Genomic DNA, 21,234 nt, shown 5'->3' with positions numbered 1-21,234 from the left:
GCCAGCTCAAGCTATCGCTCCAGCGGCCCCGACTGGCCAACGTTCGCCGGCAGCGCATACAGGCCATCAAATGGCACCGGCGGTAAAGCAGGACCCCCACGCAGGGCACCAGATGGCACCAATGACTAAGCCGGAGCCACACGCGGGTCATCAAATGGCGCCGGTGACAAAGCCTGACCCACACGCCGGGCACCAGATGGCGCCGGTGCCAAAGCCCGACCCCCATGCAGGACACCAGATGGGCCAGGAAAAAATGCCGGCCAATGCTACTCGCCCAGCCCCTGCAAAGGGTGCGGCGAATGAGGCGTCGCATGAACAGCATCAGCAACAAGGAAAAGAGACGAAAAAATGAAGCCTATCGTATTCACACCATTACTCAAGACTTCCAGTCTCTTGCTGGCCGTATCGGTTTTAGCCGGATGTTCGACGTTGTCCAATGACGGCGGGGCGAGCGACGTCTCGAAGTTGACGCAGCCCCGTATCGGCTTTGGAGTGACCGGCGAAAGAACCGACAGCGACGCGCAGGCTAGCTCTGCCCAAGTCTCCAAGCTCCTGGCAGCGCCGTTGACGCCTGATTCTGCGGTGCAGATTGCATTGCTCAACAACCGCGGCCTTCAAGCTTCGCTCGCTGAGCTCGGTGTATCCGAAGCCGACTTTGTCCAAGCCGGCCGTATGCGTAACCCGGGCTTTTCATTCAGCCGGATGCGTGGCGGCGATGAAGTCGAAATCGAACGTAGCGTGATGTTTGACCTTATTGGTCTGCTGACTATTCCACTGCGAAGCACTATTGAGCAGGGCCGATTCGAGCAAGCCAAGATAACGGCTGCATCAGAAGCAGTTCGTCTGGCTGGCGAAACACGTCGTGCGTACTTCAGCGCTGTTGCAGCTGCTCAGACAGAGAAATTTATGAGCCAGGTAGTGACTTCTGCCGAGGCTGGAGCCCAGCTCGCACAGGAGCAAGCCAAGGTTGGCAACTGGAGCAAACTGGACAGGGCACGTGAGCAGGCTTTCTACGCGGAGGCGACGACGCAGTATGCCCGCGCCCGGCACGCTGCTACGGCAACGCGAGAGCAACTTGCCCGCTTACTAGGCCTCTGGGGTTCGAACGTCAACTATAAGATTCCCGACCGTCTGCCAGACCTCCCCCAAAAGCCGAATGAGCCGGGGGCGCTCGAGGCTCTTGCGATGGAGCAGCGACTCGACATCCAGATTGCGAAGCGGGACGTTGATGCTACCGCTCGGTCACTGGGCCTGACGAACGCTACAGGCTTTATCAATGTTCTGGACGCTGGATACGCCAACAAAAGCACTACCGGCGCGCCTCGTGAGAACGGCTACGAAATATCGCTTGAGCTACCTATCTTCGACTGGGGTGGGGCTCGACGTGCTCGTGCGAAGGCAACGTACATGCTCTCGGTCAATCGCACCGCCGACGCTGCTGTTCGCGCGCGCTCGGAAGTGCGAGAAGCGTACTCGGCGTACCGCACGACCTATGACGTCGCCAAGCACTATCGCGACCAGGTGGTCCCGCTAAGAAAGCAGATTTCGGAAGAGGTCCTCCTTCGGTACAACGGGATGCTTGCCAGTGTTTTCGAATTGCTGGCTGACTCGCGCGACCAAATCACGAGCGTCAACGGCGCCATTGAAGCGCAACGAGATTTCTGGATTGCAGAGACCGAGCTGCAAGCGGCCATAAACGGCAGCGGAGGGGCCGTTTCACAGCCAACCGTTGCAGCGTCGAGTTCCGCGCCAGCGGCTGAACATTAATTGGAGAGTTGAGATGGTTTCACGTAGAGATTTGTTCACCGGTGCCGCGGCACTGGTCGGGGCCGGGGTGGTTAGCCGAGTCGGCGCAGCATCCCTCCCAGAAGCAGTAATCATGCAGAGCGCTGCGACGCAGGTTCCACCACCGCCACCGAACGGCCGTCCTTACAACCCGGTTGTGACTCTTAACGGGTGGTCGCTCCCATGGCGCATGAACAACGGAGTTAAGGAGTTCCACCTGGTTGCTGAGCCGGTTGTGCGTGAGTTTGCGCCTGGCATGAAGGCAAACCTGTGGGGGTATAACGGCGCGTCACCGGGGCCGACCATCGAAGTGGTCGAAGGTGACCGTGTTCGTATTTTCGTGACCAACCGTCTGCCGGAGCACACCAGCATCCACTGGCATGGCCAACCACTTCCAAATGGTATGGACGGTGTTACCGGTTTGACGCAAAAAGGCATCCAGCCTGGTAAGACGATGGTGTACGAGTTCGAGGCCAAGCGGCCCGGTACGTTCATGTACCACCCGCATGCCGATGAAATGGTGCAGATGGCCATGGGGATGATGGGATTCTGGGTAACCCACCCGAAGAATCCTAACTTCATGAAGGTCGACCGCGATTACGTATTCCTGCTCGGAAGCTACGACATTGAGCCAGGAAGCTTCGTGCCAAAGACCTCGACCATGCTGGACTTTAATCTGTTCACATTTAACAGTCGCGTCTTCCCAGGTATCGACACGATGGTCGCGCGCCAGGGTGAGCGTGTGCGTATTCGCTTCGGCAATTTGACGATGACCAATCACCCGATTCACCTGCACGGGCACGAATTCGAAGTGACTGGCACGGACGGTGGTTGGACCCGGCCGGAATCGCGTTGGCCAGAAGTGACCGTTGACGTTGGCGTGGGCCAGATGCGTGCCATCGAGTTTGTCGCGAATAACCCAGGTGACTGGGCATTCCACTGCCATAAGTCCCATCACACCATGAACGCAATGGGCCACGACGTTCCGACCATGATTGGCGTCTCCCAACGCGACGCTGCGAAGAAGATTAGTTCAATTATTCCGGATTACATGGCGATGGGCTCTACGGGCGGCTCGATGGGTGAGATGGAGATGCCGCTGCCGGAAAACACTCTTCCGATGATGGGTGGCCAAGGCCCCTTCGGTGGAGTTGAAATGGGGGGTATGTTCACCGTGATGAAGGTCCGTAAAGACCAGAAGCGCGGCGACTACAGCGACCCTGGTTGGTACAAGCACCCAGCTGGCACGCTCGCTTACGAATGGAACGGTGCGCCACCTGAAGCAGTTAGAAGTACATCGGCCGGCGGGCAATCCATGCCTGGGCCGAAGCCAGCGCAGAACGTAGAGTTTAACGTCCGCAAGCCGTCAGGCCACTCCGGGCACTGACAGGAAATAGGGTTGCTGAGTAACCGAATCGAACGTGCAACTGGCGGTTAGAAACGACCGCTACCTAACTTGAAAGAAGAGATACCAATGAAAATCGCAAAAATCGTCACCCACTTCGCCGCGGCTACGTTTGCGCTTACCGCCGTCAATGGCGCCATGGCCCAATCGCATGACCACGGAAATCACGCACCTACTGCCATCGCCGGCCAGGAGACGACCATGTCCGACGGCGAAGTCAAGAAAGTAGACAAAGACACCGGCCGCCTCACCATCAAACATGGTCCACTCGAAAATCTGGGCATGCCTGGGATGACGATGGTGTTTGGGGTAAAGGATGCGTCGGCGCTTGATGCCCTTAAAGCGGGCGACAAAATCAAGTTTGTCGCCGAAAAGCTCGAGGGACGATACGTCGTCACGCAGCTCGCAGTTCAGAAGTAAGTAGCCAGCTAGTACAAGGCGTCGTCGTCCTAACTCACCGTCGACGCTAGTCGCAAGGGGATGAGTATGTTTGCAACCAACCAAGGAGTAAATATGAAAATCTCGAAAATCGCACTCGCATCGTTCATGTTCATCGCTATGTCAGCAAGTGCTATGCCACAGCATCAAAGCGGCTCGCACGGCGGCGCCGGACACGAGATGGCGAATATGCACTCGATGCACAAGAGCTCACCGAACGCCGCAAAAGCGCCCTACGAACAGCAGTTTTTGGACACGATGGCAATGCATCATCAGATGGCGATGCATATGGCCAGCTTGGTAGACAGTCGTACTGACAGCCAGCATCTCAAAGACATGGCTAAGAAGATGATGGCCGAGCAGGAAAAAGAGATTGCCCAGCTCAAGGGATGGAAAGAGCAGTGGTATGCCGGCAAGCCGGAGGCGATGAACATGAAGATGCCAGGGATGCCGGAGTCGATGAAAGGGATGTCAAGCGAAAAGCTGACTTCCGCCAAGGGTGAACAGTTCGACCGGCAGTTCGTGGACATGATGACCCAGCACCACAAGGGCGCCATCAAAATGGCCCAAACTGCAGCGCCAAAACTCCAGCATGCCGAAGTTAAGGAGTTTGCGAACAAGCTCGTCGAAATGCAGAAGAAGGAAGTAGCGCACATGGCTGAGATGAAAAAATCTTGGGCAGCGCCGAAGAAGTAAGAAGTTCGAGAGCAGTTAAGAGCACGACAAGTCTAGTAATCGAAAATCGGCTTGTCGTGCTGCCCCCAACCATTACAAACATATAAAAATCTATGCGCCAAACACTTTTTGCCATCGCGCTCTCTGCCGCGTCCCTCCAGGCATTCGCTGCGACTCCACTCGAAACCGTCTCTGCGTTTCATGACGCGCTGTCAGCGGGGAAGGCTGATGCGGCTACCGTCTTCCTCTCCTCGACTATCCAGATTTTCGAGTCGGGTTACGTTGAGCGTTCACGCGACGAATATGCTGGCCACCATCTGCCAAGTGACATGGCCTTTGCCAAAGCGACGAGCCAGACGGTCATTCGCCAGAACGAGCGAATTGAGGGGAATATCGCCATCGTCACACGCGAAACGGAGACAAAGGGCAAGTTCAAAGGAACGAACGTTCACTCGTTTGGGACAGAGACTGCCGTACTGGAAAAGCAAGGTGACAAGTGGCTCATAACGCATGTTCACTGGTCTTCCCGTAAAGCTAAGTAACCAAAACCTACATAGAGGTCAAACATGAAAACCGTTCAAAAAATCGTAACCGCATGTGTCTTTGCGGTAGCTACCCTCGCAGCCCCGCTCGCGATGGCGCACGCAAAGCTTACAGCTTCGAACCCGACGCCAGGAGCTGTACTGGAAACGGCGCCGGCCGAAATTTCTCTGACCTTCAACGAGAAAGTTGAGCAAGCGTTTAGCACCGTGACGTTGACTTATACCGACGGCAAGGTCGTTGAGACCGATAAGGCGAAGGTCGATACCGCCAACCCAGCAATTGTGCGTCTCCAAACCAAAGGTCTGTCTACTGGCACTTATACCGTTAAATGGGCCGTCGCTGGTCACGACGGTCACCGCCGCACGGGCACGTTCTCATTCTCGGTGAAATAAGTGGATAGCGTCCTGGGCCTTCAAGTTGGGTCAGTCGTCGCCTTGAACGCCGCGTTCGCGTGGCTTGTCGGCTCATGGCTGGCGCGCCGTTGGCTTGTGGCGTCAGGTGTCTCACGTACCGACGCTGAAGCCCTGCTACGCTCAGGCGACATCGCCGCAGCTACACTCGGCGTACTAGGGACGGGCGCTATGTTGTGGGCATCCGCCGCCGTAATGGGCGGTGTTGGCTTACAAGAAGCCAAGGACGTAGTCTGGCAGATGTTGACCATGACAAGCATTGGGCGGGCCGGCTATATCTCATTTTTCGCGATTACCCTAGTACTGGTCATTCGAGCACTTCGTTCGACTGCAGTGTGGCGTGAGTGGACAGTGCTGGCAGGTCTAGGCCTCTTCGCGTTTGTACGCGCGTCAATGGGGCATGCCGGCGAAAACGGTTACTGGACTCTGCCTTTCGCAGCGGAGGTAGTCCATCTGACTGCGATGGGCGCATGGACGGGCTTAGTAGCTGTCTCAGCGTGGAAAGCGATGGACAACGGCGCAGGGCAACCTGACTTGAACCGAAAAGCTCACTATCTGGAATCGATGTCTGCAGCAGCTGTGGTCGCAGTCGTAGCAGTATTCGCAACGGGCTTGTTCAATGCATGGAACAGGGTTGGAACCGTAGACAACCTGTTTGCCAGTAGTCTCTACACGACGGCACTCTTAGTGAAGCTTTGCTTTGTAAGCGTGGCACTTGTCCTCGGTGGATATAACAAGGTGTTTGGACTTGCACGTGCACGGCACTCTACGCCGGGGCTGCAGTCTGTAAGACTTGTTTTGATTGTTGAGAGCGTTGTTCTACTAGCCGCATTAATTGCGGCCGCTGTCCTGACCTCACAGCAGCCACCAGCGGCCATGTGACGTTAGACGGCAGCAGGCTGCTTGGCGGGCGAGGCGCATACTCCACAGTAAGCGACGAGTACTTGCCAAGTAGTTGCCTGGCGCCAGTCTAGCTTCAAAGGACGGACTTCAACCTAGCGTTTTCGTATCTAGGTTTTCCTGACAGTACGGTGTGCCCCAGGTTTTTTCTCGCTGCTAGACTGCCAACATGAAACGAGGTCTTTTCCGCGTGTGCATGCTCTGGCTCCTACTGGTGGCGGTCCCTCTACAGGGACTAGCTGCTGTGGTAGGAGGGTGCTGCGTACGCGCACAGACACAGTCGATGATTTTGGTGCCTGGGGGAGGTGAAGCGAGAGTAAATTCGAAGATGCCGTGCGAAGACACAGGCAGTATGCAGATGGTTGAGGATGACTCGACCGGCGAACCTTCCCAACTGCATCCAAAGAAAACCGGCTCATGCAAGCCTTGCGCAGCATGCGGTCTAGGAGCAGGTGCTCCCCCGTCAGTGCACTCGGCCAAAATTCAGTCCTTCAAAAGCGACTCCCCCGTAGTAACTCCCCCTGGCATATTCGCAAGCCACATCTCAGCTGGCTTAGAGCGACCGCCGAAATTCCTCTTCGTAATCCTGTAAGCATTCCAGCTTGTCCCTGGCTGCCGTTTTCGTTACGACGGCCGTCGAACTTGCATGCACTTTATCGCTTTCATTACGTTAAGAGGAAATCATGAATTCCAAACTCTCCGCAAATACCGGAAGGGCAGGTCGCGCCTATCGCTCAGGCTGGAGTCAGGCGGCTGTTGCTGTCACGGCTGCCGGCGCTCTTCTTCTCTCGTCCGCGGCGTCCGCTGAAGGCCCAGGCGATGGAAGAACGGCACGATTTGAGAAGAACTATTTGACCTTCATCATTGACCACCATTACTCGGCCCTACGTATGACGGAACTTGCGGCAGGTAGTGACCGGGTCCGGGACCCGGCCATCATTAACCCTGATGAAGGTACGACACCTACGCCAGGCTACGCAGAAAGCATCCCTAAGGCATCCGCCGAAGAAATTCGTTCGATGTCGCGCCAAGCCAACCGCGGTCAGCGTGAGGAAATTGCAAAGGCCCAGCGAATGCTGCGTGAGTGGTACGGCGTCTCGTACGTGCCTAAGCTCGCCCCCTCCGGGATGCAGATGATTCAAATGCTTGAGCGTACCCCTGCTGGACGCCAGTTTGATGAACAATTTCTCAAGGTGTTTAGCAGCCACCACTTTGCTGCGCTAAGCCCTAGCCTCGAATGCCAAGTCAAAAGCGACCTGTCTCACGATGGTCTTCGCCGGTACTGCGACAACATCGTAACGATGCAGAAGAACTCAATTAACGACATGAGGGAAATGCTGTGCAAGCAGTTCCGTGACTGTGACTTCGTCCCGGTTGCAAACGTACGCAGACTTGATTAACCGTCACCCGCTTGGGTCGTCTCCGACGCGACCCAATTTCGTACTACGAGTAACTTGACCTTCACATTTGGAGAACGACATGGAAATGAATTCTTTTCAAAGCTGTATCGATGCATGCAACGCATGCGCCAACGCATGTGACAACTGCGCAGCAATGTGTTTAAAGGAAGAGCACGTCGCCGCGATGGCAAAGTGCATCGCTTTGGACATGGACTGCGCCCAAGCCTGCCGCTTCGCTGCAGCATTGATGGCGCGTGGGAGCGCACACGCGGCGGCAGCTTGCCGCATGTGCGCAGAAATCTGCGAAGCCTGCGCCGATGAGTGTGGACAGCATCAAATGGACCATTGCCAAAAGTGTGCCGAAGCCTGCCGACAGTGCGCGGCTGAGTGCCAGCGAATGGCAGCTTAAAGCTAAACCCTCTCATAAGTAGGAAGTTCAGATATCGCATCTCACGCGGTATCTGAATGTCTGAAAACCGCTTGACCTTCCAATTATGGGAGGGTTTACAGTGAGTCATCACGCTTTGGTTCAATGAGCTAACTGCAAGTCTTTAGGAGCTACGTATGACGACCGAAACGCATGGCGACCACAAAGCGCATAAGCACTCTGGAGTGCAACTCACAGGTCATGTTCACGTAGGAGACAACATGCCTTCTCCTAACCAGCCGACAGACGCGAAACCGTTCACTGACCCAGTATGCGGGATGAAGGTCGGACCAAACCCTGAGCGAGAAATTACGTTTGGGGGCGAGATTTATCATTTCTGCAGTCCAAAGTGCATGGAGAAGTTCAGGGCCGCGCCGGAGAGTTATTTGGCTGCCGCGAAACCGGTAGACGTCCGTTCAACGGACGCTCCTGCAGGGACGATTTATACGTGCCCGATGCATCCCGAGATTCGGCAGCCCGAGCCAGGCAACTGCCCAATATGCGGCATGGCGTTAGAGCCTGAACTTCCTTCCTTGGACGACGAAGAAAATCCGGAACTGGTGGACTTCCGTCGGCGCTTCTGGTGGACGCTACCTCTGACAGTAGTTGTATTTGCGCTGGCAATGTTCGGCCATGTACTTTTCCCGGCAGGCTTGCCTGGGCAGAACTGGATTGAGTTAGCGCTGAGCACACCGGTCGTTATCTGGGCTGGCTGGCCATTCTTCGTGCGATGGTTCCAGTCCCTGGTGCGCAGGAGCCCGAATATGTGGACGCTCATTGGCTCAGGGGTCATGGCTGCGTATGGCTACAGCGTCGTGGCCACCTTAGCGCCAAACGCTTTTCCGGTCACTTTCGCGAGCCATGGCCGCATCGGTGTCTACTTCGAGGCGGCGGCAGTAATTGTTTCGCTGACTCTGCTCGGTCAAATCCTCGAACTCCGTGCGCGCTCCCAAACGTCTGCTGCTATCAAATCGTTGCTGGGTCTGGCTCCCAAGACGGCGCGCCGCATCGCTTCAGACGGTAGGGAAGAAGATGTTCCACTGACCCATGTACACGTGGGAGATTCCCTCAGAGTTCGTCCAGGCGAAAAGGTCCCGGTAGACGGACTGGTGGCGGAAGGGGAAAGCGCCGTTGATGAGTCGATGCTCACTGGCGAACCCGTGCCCGTAACAAAACGACCTGGTGACCGACTAATAGGCGCAACGATTAACACAAGCGGAAGCCTCGTCATGACCGCAGAGAAGGTTGGGTCAGAAACAATGCTCTCTCAGATTGTTCAGATGGTCTCGCAGGCACAGCGTTCGCGCGCGCCAATGCAGCGCCTCGCTGACTCCGTGGCTGGGTACTTCGTGGTCGTTGTCGCGGCAATTGCGCTTCTGACCCTTGTGGTCTGGGGACTGTTCGGCCCGGAACCAAGCTGGGTCTTTGGGTTCGTTAACGCGGTGGCAGTGCTTATCATTGCATGTCCCTGTGCGCTCGGCTTGGCCACGCCTATGTCCATCATGGCGGCAACCGGCCGCGCGGCAACGCAGGGTGTGTTATTCCGCGACGCTGCAGCTATTGAAGACCTTCGAAAGGTGAATACCATCATCGTCGACAAGACGGGCACGCTAACGGAAGGAAAGCCGGCGTTCAACACCGTTGTCGCGGCGCCAGGGTACGACGACGAGTACGTCCTTGAGCTCGCCGCCAGCCTTGACCAGGGCAGCGAGCACCCGCTGGCTCACGCAATCGTAGCTGAGGCAAAGAGCAGAGGGATTTTGCTATCAAAGCCTGAAAGCTTCGAGTCTGCCAGCGGTATTGGGGTGACGGGTACCGTCGACGGAAAGCGGGTTGCACTCGGAAATACCGCGCTGATGGAGTCTATGGATGTCGACTGGCACGCCCTCACGGGACCTGCTGAGAGCTTGAGAGCCGAGGGTGCCAGCGTAATGTACCTTGCCGAGGGGGGCGTGCTAGTAGGCCTCCTGGCAGTATCTGACCCTATCAAAGCCACGACAGTAGAGGCGCTGACGAACCTCCGTAACGATGGGATAACTGTTGTGATGGCTACCGGGGATGGAATCACGACGGCGCGCTCTGTTGCCTCAAAACTTGGAATAGACGAGTTCTACGGCGAAGTGAAGCCCCAGGACAAGCTCGCATTGGTCGACAAGCTGCAAAAAGAAGGGCGCATCGTTGCAATGGCCGGCGACGGTATCAATGACGCGCCGGCGCTCGCTAAATCAAATGTTGGCATCGCCATGGGTACCGGGACGGACGTGGCCATCAATAGTGCCCACATCACCCTCGTGAAGGGGGACTTACGCGGCATTGCGGTCGCTCGCTCCATCTCTGTACAGACGGTACGGAATATGTGGCAAAACCTCGGCTTTGCCTTCGTCTACAACGCGCTCGGGATTCCATTGGCTGCAGGAGTGCTGTATCCCTTCACCGGACAGCTGTTGTCACCCATGGTTGCCGCGCTCGCCATGAGCCTCAGCTCGGTCTCTGTAATTACTAACGCGTTACGCCTTCGCGGGCATGCGGCGCCGAGCACCCGAGCCATGAGCTCGCACCCAGGATAGGGACCATATGCGAAATTCCGACATCGTTGCCGACAACCAGACAAGCGACTACGACTCGACCAGGTTGCCAGCAGAACAGCTCAACAGTTCCTGCTTTTGCAGCAGCTTGGATAAGTCTGCTTTGAAGTCGGCGTTGTCCTGCGAACTGCACGACAACATGCTTTTCGAGCTGATAGAGGAGCGATGCCCTTATCTGTTCTCGGCACGGCCCGTTTTTATCTCCAGGACTCAGGCGGACAGAATCGAGGAGGTAGTGCGTGCCCTTGAGTCTGTCATTGAGTTGCCCGCGTACCAGGAGCTTGTACTGGCTGATGCGCCCGACATTGCCAAGAGAGGGGCAAACGGCGCACGAGGAGTGTTTTTCGGATACGACTTCCATCCGGACGGCGCGAACCTCGGCCTCATCGAAATAAACACAAATGCTGGAGGTGCGATGCTCAACGCTGCTATGGCAAGGGCGCATCGAACCTGCTGCCTAGACGATACGCAGCTGGCACAAGCTGTCCTTTCCGGCGCAATGTTCGAGGACGAGATAGTGCAGATGTTCCAGGCCGAATGGGCCTGCGCAAAGCGAGCTTCGCCTTTGCGAACCATTGCGATAGTCGACACTCAACCTCAGCAACAATACCTCTACCCGGAATTTATTCTGTTTCAGCGGCTGTTCGCCAAAAACGATATCAATGCAGTCATTACAGACCCGAGTGAACTTGTTTTCAGAGACGGCGCGCTGTGGTTTGGTGAGCTGATGATTGACTTGGTCTACAACCGGCTGACTGATTTCATGCTTGAGGCGCCGGAGTCGCGTGCTTTGCATGACGCGTACTGTGACGATGCGGTTGTACTCACCCCGCATCCTCAAGCTCATGCCCTCTACGCGAACAAGCGCAATCTCACCATACTGAGTGACGCCACAACGCTCGAAGGGCTGGGAGTGCCCCAAGATACTATCGACATATTGGTTGCCAACGTGCCTTTTACCGAGAGCGTCACGACCAAAAACGCGGAACGATTGTGGAACGAGCGACGCAATCTGTTCTTCAAGCCTGTCGCTGGATACGGAGGGAGAGCGGCCTACCGGGGCGATAAGGTAACGAAGCGGGTTTGGCAGGAAATCTTGTCGGGCGAATACATCGCTCAGCGAGTTGTCGCTCCTGGCGTTCGGGTTTCCGGTACGGCTGACAGTCCCGAGACTTTGAAGTTCGACTTGCGCAGCTACGTGTACAACAGCCGAGTCCAGTGGACAGCCGCGCGTGTCTATCAGGGCCAGACCACGAACTTCAGGACTCCAGGCGGCGGATTCGCACCCGTGTACAGCCTGGGCGATGAAGAAGTGACTGCGGAGCTGAAGGCCATCAGTGAGGCAGCAGGCAGCAGGAGCTGCTGCGCTAATGACTGCAAATGACTGAGCGTACCGCCGTTAAACCGACAGCCATTTCAATTTATCAGGACGGAACTACCTGTTATTTGATAAGGAATTTCTCTTTGTCTCGACCGTTGAGCCAACGTGGTGCCCGGCCGCGGCCCGTCCAAGTTGCTCCGGAGTCCGGGTCGCGATACTTAGCCTGAACCGTGCCTTTTTTCTCTGACTGCTTTGCCTTCTTGTTTGGCTCAGCAAAGTCGGATGGCGATAGCTTGTGCGCATCCATGAGCTCACGAACTTTTCGACGGGCATCATTAAGCTCATCTTGGCGTGCTTGCTCGGCAAGAATCTGCAACTTTGCAATTTGTTCCTGGTATTCCTGATAGGTTGGCATAGCTTATCTTTTCTGATATGTGGAGTCAGCAATTTATCACGACAACGCTTGAATCGACTGATACAGCAAATTCCACGCGTGTTTACAACATCGCTTGGTATTGCTTATTAAGTAGTTCTTCCGTGTCGGCGCGCGGGCGTTAATGAAACTGCTAAGATTCTTTATTGCCTGTGCGAAGAAGGGGCCAACAACGCTTACCTTTGCAAATAATGCCAATGCGTAGGTGCATTTAATCCGCAGCGGCCGAGCTATTCCCTCAGCCGCTGCTGGAACCGGTTAAGAGATAATTTCCTGCTTCATGCCAGCCCCCATGACACCATTTCTGCGGCGATAGGCGAACCGGTACAAGATTGGCAGAACAAGCAGCGTCAGCGCCGTAGAGGAAAGAATGCCGCCAATGACGACCGTTGCCAGCGGCCTCTGGACCTCGGCGCCAGTCCCAGTTGCGATGGCCATTGGGATAAACCCGACTGAAGCCACGAGAGCGGTCATAAGCACTGGTCGCAGACGGGTCAACGCCCCATCGTGGATGGCGTCATGAAGTGGCCTTCCTTCTTCCTGCAGGCGTTTGATAAACGAGACCATTACCAGTCCGTTTAGCACCGCAACACCTGATAGCGCAATGAAGCCGACAGCGGCTGAGATTGAGAGCGGAATCCCACGGAGCCATAGTGCAAGCACTCCACCGGTAAGCGCGAACGGAATCCCGGAAAACACAATCAACCCATCTCGAAGGTTCCCGAACATCGCGAAGAGCAGAGTGAACACTAGAAGCAGAGCCAGCGGGACTACAACTTTTAGCCGGCCGGTCGCTGACTCTAACTGCTCAAACTGGCCACCCCACACTGTCCAGTACCCTGCAGGTACCGACACGGACTTTTCAATCGACGCCCGGGCTTCGTTCACAAAAGAACCGATGTCTCGCCCGCGAACGTTCGCTGACACGACAACGCGCCGCTTTCCGCTTTCTCGACTAATCTGGTTGGGCCCAGGGCCAACCTCCAGAGTAGCAACCTCACGCAACGGAATGAATCGCGGGCCAGAGGTCGATTGCTCGAAGCGTGGGAGCGCAATTGGCAGGCGTCCCATCGAATCCAAATCGTTCCTAGTGCCCTCCGGAAGCCGGACTACGATGCCGAATTGACGGTCTCCTTCGAATACCGGTCCCGCTTCCGTACCCCCTACAGCAGTAGCGACAGCGTTCTGGACATCGCTTATGTCCAGGCCATATCTCGATGCTTTGTTTCTATCGATATTTATCGTTAGCGTCGGCAAGCCGGTTGCCTGCTCAACTTTCACATCAGTCGCGCCAGCGACTTTCGCCAAGGCCTTGGACAGTCGCTCAGCAGTTTCGGTGAGCACCTCCATATCATCACCGAACACTTTGACAGCAACGTCGCTACGGACCCCAGAGATGAGTTCGTTAAACCGGAGCTGGATTGGCTGAGAGAACTCGTAGGCGTTACCAGGCAGAGTTGCTGCAGTTGCTTGAATCGCCTCGAGCAACTCGTCGCGGGACTTTTTCGGCTTCGGCCACTGTGCTTCTGGCTTGAGCATCACGTAACCATCAGACATCGTTGGCGGCATCGGGTCAGAGGCTACCTCAGACGTTCCTGTGCGGGCAAACACCCGTTCAATTTCCGGGTGCTTGGCTTTCAGCTCACGTTCGAGCTGAGCTTGCATAGCTACTGTTTGGGACAAGCTTGTACCCGGGATGCGGTTTGCGTTGATGGCAAAGTCTCCCTCGTTCAGGCTTGGCGCAAATTCGCTGCCAAGACGCGTCGCTAGGAGGCCCGAGAGTACGATGCTGACCACAGCGAACGTAATGACAACAGCACCGTTGGCCATGACCTTGCGAAGGAGCGGCTCGTAGAGCCGCTTGGCTTGGTGCATCAATCTGCTTTCCTTCTCCGCCACCGACTTACCGATGAACAGCGCTACGGCGGCAGGAACGAAAGTAATCGAAAGAATCATGGCTCCGAGCAGGGCGATGACGACGGTTATCGCCATCGGATGGAACATCCGGCCTTCAACCCCAGAGAGGGCAAAGATGGGCAGGTAGACCACCATGATGATGAGCTGGCCGAAGAGAAGGGGCCGGCGCGCTTCGCGAGACGCAGCGAAGACCTGTTCGAAGCGTTCGGCTCGAGTGAGAGGGCGACCGAGCCGTCCCTGCGCTTCTGCAAGCTTTCGCACACAGTTTTCGACGATAACCACAGCCCCGTCGATGATGATGCCGAAGTCCAGGGCGCCCAAGCTGAGCAGGTTAGCGCTGACCTTGTACGTGACCATGCCTGTAAAGGTGAAGAGCATCGAAAGCGGTATGACCATCGCAGCGATGATTGCAGCGCGGATGTTCCCCAAGAAGAGAAACAGCACTGCGACGACGAGCAACGCGCCCTCTACCAGATTCTTCTTGACGGTATTAATGGCCTTGTCGACCAGCACGGTTCGGTCATAGACCGTTATTGCATGCACGCCTTTCGGGAGGGTTCGATTAATCTCCTTCATCTTCAGGTCGACCGCCTGGGACACGGCGCGACTGTTCTGCCCGATAAGCATGAAGACCGTGCCAAGCACTACCTCGCGCCCGTTGTCAGTCGCGGCGCCCGTACGAAGCTCCTGGCCAATACTTACCTCAGCCACATCTCGAACGCGAATTGGGATTCCCTGAGCGTTTCCCAACGTGATGCTTGCAATCTCATCAAGTGACCGTACCTGTCCCGGTGCGCGAACCAGAAGCTGTTCGCCCCGGCGCTCGATATATCCGGCGCCTGCCGTGCTGTTGTTACGGTCAATCGCCTCGACGATGTCTTTCATCGTAAAGCCGTATGCGGCCAGGCGTTGCGGATTTGGGGCGACGTGGTACTCCTTCACGTATCCACCAATGGAATTGACCTCAGTGACACCAGGCACAACGCGAAGCTGCGGCTTGATAATCCAGTCTTGAACTTCCCGAAGGTCCGTTGGCGTGTACGGCGTCCCATCGGACTTGCGTGCGTTCTCATCGGCCTCTACTGTCCAGAGGTAGATTTCTCCGAGGCCCGTCGAAATGGGGCCCATTTCAGGGGTGACGCCCGCAGGTAAGCGCTCCTTTGCCTCCTGTAGCTTTTCGTTCACGAGCTGCCGAGCAAAGTAAATGTCGGTCCCGTCCTTGAACGTCACCGTCACTTGGGAAAGTCCATAACGAGAAATGGACCTTGTCTGCTCAAGATTCGGCAGACCGGCCATTACGTTCTCGATAGGATACGTTACCCGTTGCTCCGACTCGAGCGGAGAGAACCCGGGCGCCGCAGTGTTAATTTGGACCTGAACATTCGTGATGTCTGGGACGGCGTCAATGGGGAGACGTTGATAGTTGTAGACTCCAATCGCCGCCATACCGACCACGATTAGAAGGACCAGCCATCGGTGCGCGATGGCAAAGCGGATTAGACGTTCGAACATGAGTGCGCTCCGCCTTAATGAGAATCTTCGTCGCTGGATTTACCCAGCTCCGCTTTGATTACGAAGCTGTTGCCGGCAGCGTACTCGGTTCCTGGGGCGAGCCCCTTCGTCACCTCGACCGTGGCAGTATCTCTACGGCCCAGCGTCACGTGCTCCGCTCGGAAGCCTCCAGGCACACGGACAAATACCGTCGGCTTCTCTTCAACAGTTTGAAGCGCAGCCGCTGCAACCGTGACCTGGGCTTCCCGCTGATTCGACTGAAGCTGTACCTCGACGTTGACGAACAATCCTGGACGCCAGGATAGGGCGGGATTGGGAAGGACAACGCGGGCGGTGGCAGTGCGAGTTTCAGCACCGAGCAGTGAGCCGACGTATGCGATTTTCCCGACGGCCTCAGTTTCAAGCGCGCTTGCTTTAACCGTGACTTGCTCGCCAACACGCACGTTACTAAGGTCACTGGCCGGCACCGCGACATCTGCCCAGACCGTGGCGAGGTCGGCAATGGTAAAGAGGGATGAGTCCTCTTTGACAGATTGACCCATGGAGACGGCCTTTTCTACGACTACACCGTTGAAGGGAGCCCGGAGTTCGTAGCTGTTCAACCCGCCTTTGGAATAGGCGCTGGAGCCGAGAGCGCGCAGCTTTTGCTCCGCGTTGCGATAGTCGATTTCTGCTTCCTGCATCGCTTGGCGGGCCTGCAGATAGTCCTGCTCTGCCGAGATTTTTTCTTCCCACAGTTTCTTCTCGCGCGCGAGGGTCGTTTTGGCAAGCGATAATCGCTTTTCGGCGGTGAACAGTTGGCTACGCAGGTCGGAGAGTTCCACGCTCGCGATAACGGCCAGCACTTGCCCCTTCTTCACTGATTGACCGATGTCCGCGTGTACAGCTTGTACGGTTCCCTCAAGGAGTGGGACAACCTGTGCCGTCCTGTCCTGATTGAACTTAATCTCTCCCGGAAGAGTAAGCGTAGAACGAATCGTAGCTGGCCCGGCCTTTAACACCTTGATTCCTGAAGCTGAGATTTGAGCGTCCGTGAGCTTGACGCTGTCGGAATGCGCCTCTTCGGCTTCATGAGCGTCTTCACCGGCTTTGCCTTCCGCCTTACTCACAACCTGTTCCTCCGCATGCTCTGACTCACCTGCCTCGGCGGCTGGAGCCCGAGGCTTGGTCAACATAATGAGAAGCGCCAGGACGACGCCCACGGCTACGATGCCGACGATGTATGCCAGCTGTTTCTTTGAAATTTTGCTGTCCATTTTCTTCTCTTAGTGTTCGATGTTCGGCATGTCTACGCCGGTAATACGTGTGATGTCCGCGGCAGCACGATGCGATTCGGTGAAGGCACGCAGGTAATCCGCTTTCGATTGGATAAGAGTGCGCTGGGCATCTAGCACATCGAAATAGGCAAACTTGCCGAACTCAAAGCCCTTAACGGCAGCGTCGTATGCGCTTTGGGCACCCGGAAGAATTTCGGAGGCGAGTACCTTAGCCTCGTGACGAGACACGCGCAGTCGTTCGTACGCCTGGGTAAGTTCGTTGTAGGTCTTGGTCTCCGCAGCTTCGAACTCATCCTTTGCAACATCTGTTCGACGCAGTGCTTCAAGGACGTTTCCACGGTTCCTATCGAATAGAGGTAGAGGTACCGACAGGCCAAAGACTGCCTGATTTCGACCCAGCTCAGCTGACCGCTTTACGCCGGCCGTTATGGCGACGTCGGGAGTACGCCGGCTCTGTTCAACTGCGACGAGGGCCTCGCGACGAGCCACTTCGACACGAGCGCGCAGTACTGCAGGCAAGGACGAGAACTTAGCAGCTAGCACCTCCCAGCTTGGAAGCTCTGGGAGATTGGATACCGTGCCAACGGCATGCTGGAATTGCGGAGAGAGGTTTTTCCACGTAGAGGCCAAGGCAAGCCGAGCGTTGTTTAGTTCACTCTGCGCTTTGGAGACCTCGAGACGAACATACGACTGCGCGACACGTGCCCGGGTTTCCTCTACGGGCGAGGCTTTCCCTGCTTGGACGCGTTTGGAGACCGCAGTTGTCACTCTGTCGGCGACGTCTTGCGATTCCTGGGAAAGTCGCAAACGCTCCTGTGCCGCCACTGTGTTCATGAATGCCGTAATGACGTCAGCCTGGACCGCGGCTCGGCTGACGCGCAGGTCCGCCCGTGCCGCGTCCTGGGCCCGTTCAGCTGCGCTCACACGGCTGGAACGTCTGCCGCCTAGTTCAAGCGGTTGGCTGAGCTGAACAGTAGTTTCTCTTGTCTCGCGCCTGGTGCCCTCGACTCCAATCTCAAGAGTTGGGTTCGGTAATGCCCGGGCCTGCATGGTGGCCGCCTCTACGGCTAGGACCTCATGTTCCGCTGCGCGGAGTTCAGGGTTGGCCTGCAGTGCCAAGCGAAGCGCGGCTTGTAGGGATAACGCGCCTGACGCTTCACGAGTTTGGTTTGCAGCATTTGACGGCATCGTATGCCCGAGCTGCGCAGGCGGGCGTGCCGTTATTTGCGCGAGAGCTGGACAGCTCAATGCCACCGCAAGAAGTGGAATGATTGGTCGATACATCGAATTCTCCGAAATTTGGACGAAATTCGACGGGACCCCTTGTTAGGGACTAACGGAGGGAGTCTCGTCGCTGTTAGGCGACGAAATGCCAGTCGGGCTTTGAGGGGCCCTCTGGGATATGTGATGAGTAGTTCAGTGCTCCGTGCGCCGCATGCTGACGTGCGTCAGGGACTGGAGGTCCATCAGACACAGAGGTGAAAAATGCGTGAGAGAAGAGGTGACAATATTCACAGTCCGCATGCGCTTTTTCCATCTCTCCATCGTCGTCAGCCTCGCCGAGCTGCGCCTTATGCTCGTGCGCATGATGCCCGAAATGCAGACTAGCTCCGGTCTCGTGCTGGCAATATGAGGCAGCGGCTGACCAAGAATACTGGGCAGGCAGCACGAACATTAACAGGATGAGGAGAAGTCTTTTCACGGTGCGGACGATAGCATAAGTATGGTTAAGGCAAAGTGTGGGCTCACAATATCGGCGCGGTCTACGACCTAGCTTTGCTAGGTTTCAGCAGGCGAAGTCCGTTGAAGACGACCAGTAAGCTTGCTCCGACGTCAGCGAACACGGCCATCCACAACGTCGCAGAACCAGCTAGCGCAAGAGCAAAGAAGACTGCTTTGATGCCGAGAGCAAGGACTATGTTCTGAATCAGAATCGCATGGGTCGAGCGGCTGAGGGAAACAAACGAAGCAAGTTTTGTAAGGTCGTCGTTCATGAGCGCAACGTCTGCAGTCTCGATGGCGGTATCGCTGCCGGCAGCCCCCATAGCAAACCCGATGTCTGCCTTGGCCAACGCTGGAGCATCGTTAATGCCGTCACCAAGCATGCCAACCATACCGAATTGCCTTTGAAGTTCTGCTACTTCTTCTAGCTTCCGCTCCGGCAGAAGCTGCGCGAGAACAGTGCCAATCCCAGTTAGCTTTGCTACATGCTGTGCTGTTCGCTCGTTATCGCCGGTGAGCATTACAGTGGTAACGCCCATCTGCTTCAACCGGTCAATTGCCAGCGCGGCTTCCGGACGAACTGAATCGGCCACTGCAATCACCCCTAGAACTGACGCGAAGTCGGCCAGGATGACTGTCGTCTTCCCTTTTTCTTCGAGGCTGCCGAGGACTTGTTCTACCGCGGGAGTAATGAGGCCCAGTTCCCTTATCAATCGCTGGTTACCCAAGTGGTATGCCACTCCGCCGACGGTGCCCCGAACTCCACGTCCTGGCAGCGATTCAAAGGACGATACGGGCATCGGTGCGCCATTTGACACGGAGGCAGCGACAATCGCACTCGCCAAGGGATGCGACGAATTCATGTCCAGACTACCGGCAATACGCAGAACGTCTTCGCTTGAGAGGGACGACATCGTAGCTACTTCGGTGACTTTCGGCCGGCCGGTCGTTAGCGTACCGGTTTTATCTACAGCCATAGCTCGAAGTCTGTAGCCGGTTTCAAGGAACTGGCCACCTTTCACCAAGATGCCCATCCTTGTTGCAGCAGTGAGGCCGCTCACGATGGTCACCGGCGTAGAGATGACCAGGGCACAAGGACAGGCGATGACCAGAAGGACTAGGGCCTTGTAGAGCCATGGGACAAATTCTCCTCCAAATACCAGAGGCGGAACTAGCGCGACCGACAACGCCAGGAGAACCACGGCAGGAGTGTAGTAACGCGCGAAAACGTCGACAAAACGCTGGGTCGGCGCCTGATTGCTCTGCGTTTCCTCGATTACTCGAACGATTTTGGCGAGGGTGCTGTTTCGGCTGTCCGACGTTGCCTTGACTTCCAGGACTCCTCGCTCATTGATGGTTCCGGCAAAAACCTGGTCACCGGCTCCTTTGTCGACAGGTACACTTTCGCCTGTAATAGGTGCCTGGTTTACTGAGGACTCGCCGGCCTGGACGACGCCATCTAGCGGGATGCGGTCACCAGGTTTCACTAGAAGGACGTCGCCGATTTGTACCGCTTCGACCGGTACTTCGCGCAGTTCACCGTTAGGTGACCGAAGGTTTGCCACGTCAGGTGCGAGCTTGAGGAGACTGTGGACGGCGTTCCTCGCCCGGGTGAGTGATAGGCCTTCGATTAGCTCGGCGACAGCGAAGAGGAAGACGACCATCGCGGCCTCTGGCCACTGACCGATTACAACTGCGCCGATGACCGCGAGGCTCATCAGGAAATTGATATCAAGAGTGAGGGTTCGTAGCGCGATTAGCCCTTTCCTCAAAGTTGGAATGCCGCCGGTGGCGATAGAAATAAACGCCAGGGCTATCACGAGGGGGGAGGAGTCCGTGTGTGTTGTCCAAGCAAACGCTTCCGCAGCCGCTGCGGTGACTCCAGACACTGCTAACAGGGATTTTTGACTCGTCGTGAGGCCCGCCGACGCGCCATCGTTACGCTGAGTCGCTGCAGTTTCGTCGACTAGCTCCGCGTTCATTCCGACAGACCGTAGGGCAGCGGAGATGGGGTCTGGACTCATGAGCTCATGGTGGACCGTAAGCGTTCTACTCATGAGGTTAAAGTCGAGTTGAAGAACGCCTTTTATCGGCTCGACCTTGTTACGGATGAGCCGCTCCTCGGTGGGGCAGTCCATGTTCGAGATGCGATACCGCACAACTTCCGCTCCTACAGGCGGCAAGGGCGCGTCCTCAGCGGTCGTTGTGGCTTGTCCGTTCGCCGCGCAACATGAGGCAGCTGCCGGGCTGGCTGAACGATTTTCCGTTCCATCGTCTAAGGGCGAATTCGACGAAAAGCGGCTTAGTGCATGCGGGATTGCACTGTCGTTTGAGCAGCAAGCAGTCGCCAGCTCATCTGCCGAGTCAACCTCCGCAACCGATTGCTCACGTAATTCCAAAGTAGGCGCCTGAGCAGCATCAGCAGGAGCTAGGGAACAGCAATCCTTGCTACGTTCGGGGGTCATGTGAGTACTTTCAAATTCG

At 56.4% G+C, this 21,234-nt stretch carries 17 protein-coding genes; 11 read left to right on the top strand and 6 right to left on the bottom strand.

The features are described from left to right. Positions 1-348 precede the first annotated feature (348 nt). The 11 genes from G4G28_RS15705 (at position 349) to G4G28_RS15655 (ending at position 11,952) form a co-directional block, all read left to right on the top strand. On the top strand, positions 349-1,767 hold the full coding sequence (locus G4G28_RS15705; RefSeq protein WP_182988978.1) for a TolC family protein: 1,419 nt from the start codon (positions 349-351) through the stop codon (positions 1,765-1,767). Between the two features lie 13 nt (positions 1,768-1,780). After that, positions 1,781-3,172 carry a multicopper oxidase family protein gene (locus G4G28_RS15700; protein ID WP_182988977.1) on the top strand — a complete coding sequence of 464 codons (1,392 nt, stop codon included), beginning with the start codon at positions 1,781-1,783 and terminating at the stop codon, positions 3,170-3,172. Between the two features lie 87 nt (positions 3,173-3,259). Continuing rightward, entirely contained in the window at positions 3,260-3,610 is a 351-nt protein-coding gene (locus G4G28_RS15695) for a copper-binding protein (RefSeq protein WP_056344013.1), read from the top strand. A 93-nt stretch (positions 3,611-3,703) separates the two neighbouring features. Continuing rightward, positions 3,704-4,324 carry a DUF305 domain-containing protein gene (locus G4G28_RS15690; RefSeq protein WP_056344016.1) on the top strand — a complete coding sequence of 207 codons (621 nt, stop codon included), beginning with the start codon at positions 3,704-3,706 and terminating at the stop codon, positions 4,322-4,324. Positions 4,325-4,416: 92 nt separating this feature from the next. Further along, a complete protein-coding gene (locus tag G4G28_RS15685) occupies positions 4,417-4,845 on the top strand; it encodes a DUF4440 domain-containing protein (RefSeq protein ID WP_056344019.1) in 429 nt (142 codons plus the stop codon). A gap of 24 nt (positions 4,846-4,869) precedes the next feature. Further along, positions 4,870-5,238: a copper homeostasis periplasmic binding protein CopC gene (copC, locus tag G4G28_RS15680; protein ID WP_056344022.1), complete on the top strand. Its 369-nt coding sequence runs from the start codon at positions 4,870-4,872 to the stop codon at positions 5,236-5,238. Positions 5,239-5,427: 189 nt separating this feature from the next. Next, positions 5,428-6,138: a copper resistance D family protein gene (locus G4G28_RS15675; protein WP_182988976.1), complete on the top strand. Its 711-nt coding sequence runs from the start codon at positions 5,428-5,430 to the stop codon at positions 6,136-6,138. A 701-nt stretch (positions 6,139-6,839) separates the two neighbouring features. Continuing rightward, positions 6,840-7,556 (top strand): DUF305 domain-containing protein, encoded by a 717-nt coding sequence (locus tag G4G28_RS15670; RefSeq protein WP_182988975.1) that lies wholly within the window; start codon positions 6,840-6,842, stop codon positions 7,554-7,556. A 79-nt stretch (positions 7,557-7,635) separates the two neighbouring features. Beyond that, complete coding sequence (locus tag G4G28_RS15665) at positions 7,636-7,965, top strand: four-helix bundle copper-binding protein (protein WP_182988974.1); 330 nt, start codon at positions 7,636-7,638, stop codon at positions 7,963-7,965. A gap of 239 nt (positions 7,966-8,204) precedes the next feature. Then, positions 8,205-10,550 (top strand): heavy metal translocating P-type ATPase, encoded by a 2,346-nt coding sequence (locus G4G28_RS15660; RefSeq protein WP_202033660.1) that lies wholly within the window; start codon positions 8,205-8,207, stop codon positions 10,548-10,550. Positions 10,551-10,557: 7 nt separating this feature from the next. Next, a complete protein-coding gene (locus G4G28_RS15655) occupies positions 10,558-11,952 on the top strand; it encodes a hypothetical protein (RefSeq protein ID WP_182988972.1) in 1,395 nt (464 codons plus the stop codon). 58 nt (positions 11,953-12,010) lie between these two features. Here G4G28_RS15655 and G4G28_RS15650 read toward each other — a convergent pair whose 3' ends face one another. The 6 genes from G4G28_RS15650 to G4G28_RS15625 form a co-directional block, all read right to left on the bottom strand. Then, on the bottom strand, positions 12,011-12,304 hold the full coding sequence (locus G4G28_RS15650) for an H-NS family nucleoid-associated regulatory protein (protein WP_082493945.1): 294 nt from the start codon (positions 12,302-12,304) through the stop codon (positions 12,011-12,013). Positions 12,305-12,580: 276 nt separating this feature from the next. Then, complete coding sequence (locus G4G28_RS15645; RefSeq protein ID WP_182988971.1) at positions 12,581-15,751, bottom strand: efflux RND transporter permease subunit; 3,171 nt, start codon at positions 15,749-15,751, stop codon at positions 12,581-12,583. Positions 15,752-15,765: 14 nt separating this feature from the next. Further along, positions 15,766-17,007, bottom strand: a complete 1,242-nt coding sequence (locus tag G4G28_RS15640; protein WP_182988970.1) for an efflux RND transporter periplasmic adaptor subunit — start codon at positions 17,005-17,007, stop codon at positions 15,766-15,768. Between the two features lie 9 nt (positions 17,008-17,016). Next, complete coding sequence (locus G4G28_RS15635; RefSeq protein WP_182988969.1) at positions 17,017-18,312, bottom strand: TolC family protein; 1,296 nt, start codon at positions 18,310-18,312, stop codon at positions 17,017-17,019. A gap of 73 nt (positions 18,313-18,385) precedes the next feature. After that, entirely contained in the window at positions 18,386-18,730 is a 345-nt protein-coding gene (gene czcI, locus G4G28_RS15630) for a cation efflux protein, CzcI family (protein WP_182988968.1), read from the bottom strand. A gap of 61 nt (positions 18,731-18,791) precedes the next feature. Next, on the bottom strand, positions 18,792-21,215 hold the full coding sequence (locus tag G4G28_RS15625) for a cation-translocating P-type ATPase (protein ID WP_182988967.1): 2,424 nt from the start codon (positions 21,213-21,215) through the stop codon (positions 18,792-18,794). Positions 21,216-21,234: the final 19 nt, after the last annotated feature.

The sequence above is a fragment of the Massilia sp. Dwa41.01b genome, from assembly GCF_014171775.1.
Taxonomy (GTDB): domain Bacteria; phylum Pseudomonadota; class Gammaproteobacteria; order Burkholderiales; family Burkholderiaceae_D; genus Telluria.
The sequence above is the reverse complement of the archived record's forward strand: the minus strand, read 5'-3'. Positions and strand labels throughout refer to the sequence as shown.

Coding starts and splice junctions, on each gene's coding strand:
- G4G28_RS15625 (WP_182988967.1), bottom strand. CDS start 21,215: ATGACCCCCGAACGTAGCAAGGATTGCTGTTCCCTAGCTCCTGCTGAT.
- G4G28_RS15675 (WP_182988976.1), top strand. CDS start 5,428: ATGTTGTGGGCATCCGCCGCCGTAATGGGCGGTGTTGGCTTACAAGAA.
- G4G28_RS15640 (WP_182988970.1), bottom strand. CDS start 17,007: ATGGACAGCAAAATTTCAAAGAAACAGCTGGCATACATCGTCGGCATC.
- G4G28_RS15695 (WP_056344013.1), top strand. CDS start 3,260: ATGAAAATCGCAAAAATCGTCACCCACTTCGCCGCGGCTACGTTTGCG.
- G4G28_RS15645 (WP_182988971.1), bottom strand. CDS start 15,751: ATGTTCGAACGTCTAATCCGCTTTGCCATCGCGCACCGATGGCTGGTC.
- G4G28_RS15665 (WP_182988974.1), top strand. CDS start 7,636: ATGGAAATGAATTCTTTTCAAAGCTGTATCGATGCATGCAACGCATGC.
- G4G28_RS15655 (WP_182988972.1), top strand. CDS start 10,558: ATGCGAAATTCCGACATCGTTGCCGACAACCAGACAAGCGACTACGAC.
- G4G28_RS15685 (WP_056344019.1), top strand. CDS start 4,417: ATGCGCCAAACACTTTTTGCCATCGCGCTCTCTGCCGCGTCCCTCCAG.
- G4G28_RS15700 (WP_182988977.1), top strand. CDS start 1,781: ATGGTTTCACGTAGAGATTTGTTCACCGGTGCCGCGGCACTGGTCGGG.
- G4G28_RS15670 (WP_182988975.1), top strand. CDS start 6,840: ATGAATTCCAAACTCTCCGCAAATACCGGAAGGGCAGGTCGCGCCTAT.
- G4G28_RS15660 (WP_202033660.1), top strand. CDS start 8,205: ATGCCTTCTCCTAACCAGCCGACAGACGCGAAACCGTTCACTGACCCA.
- G4G28_RS15705 (WP_182988978.1), top strand. CDS start 349: ATGAAGCCTATCGTATTCACACCATTACTCAAGACTTCCAGTCTCTTG.
- G4G28_RS15690 (WP_056344016.1), top strand. CDS start 3,704: ATGAAAATCTCGAAAATCGCACTCGCATCGTTCATGTTCATCGCTATG.
- G4G28_RS15650 (WP_082493945.1), bottom strand. CDS start 12,304: ATGCCAACCTATCAGGAATACCAGGAACAAATTGCAAAGTTGCAGATT.
- G4G28_RS15635 (WP_182988969.1), bottom strand. CDS start 18,312: ATGTATCGACCAATCATTCCACTTCTTGCGGTGGCATTGAGCTGTCCA.
- copC (WP_056344022.1), top strand. CDS start 4,870: ATGAAAACCGTTCAAAAAATCGTAACCGCATGTGTCTTTGCGGTAGCT.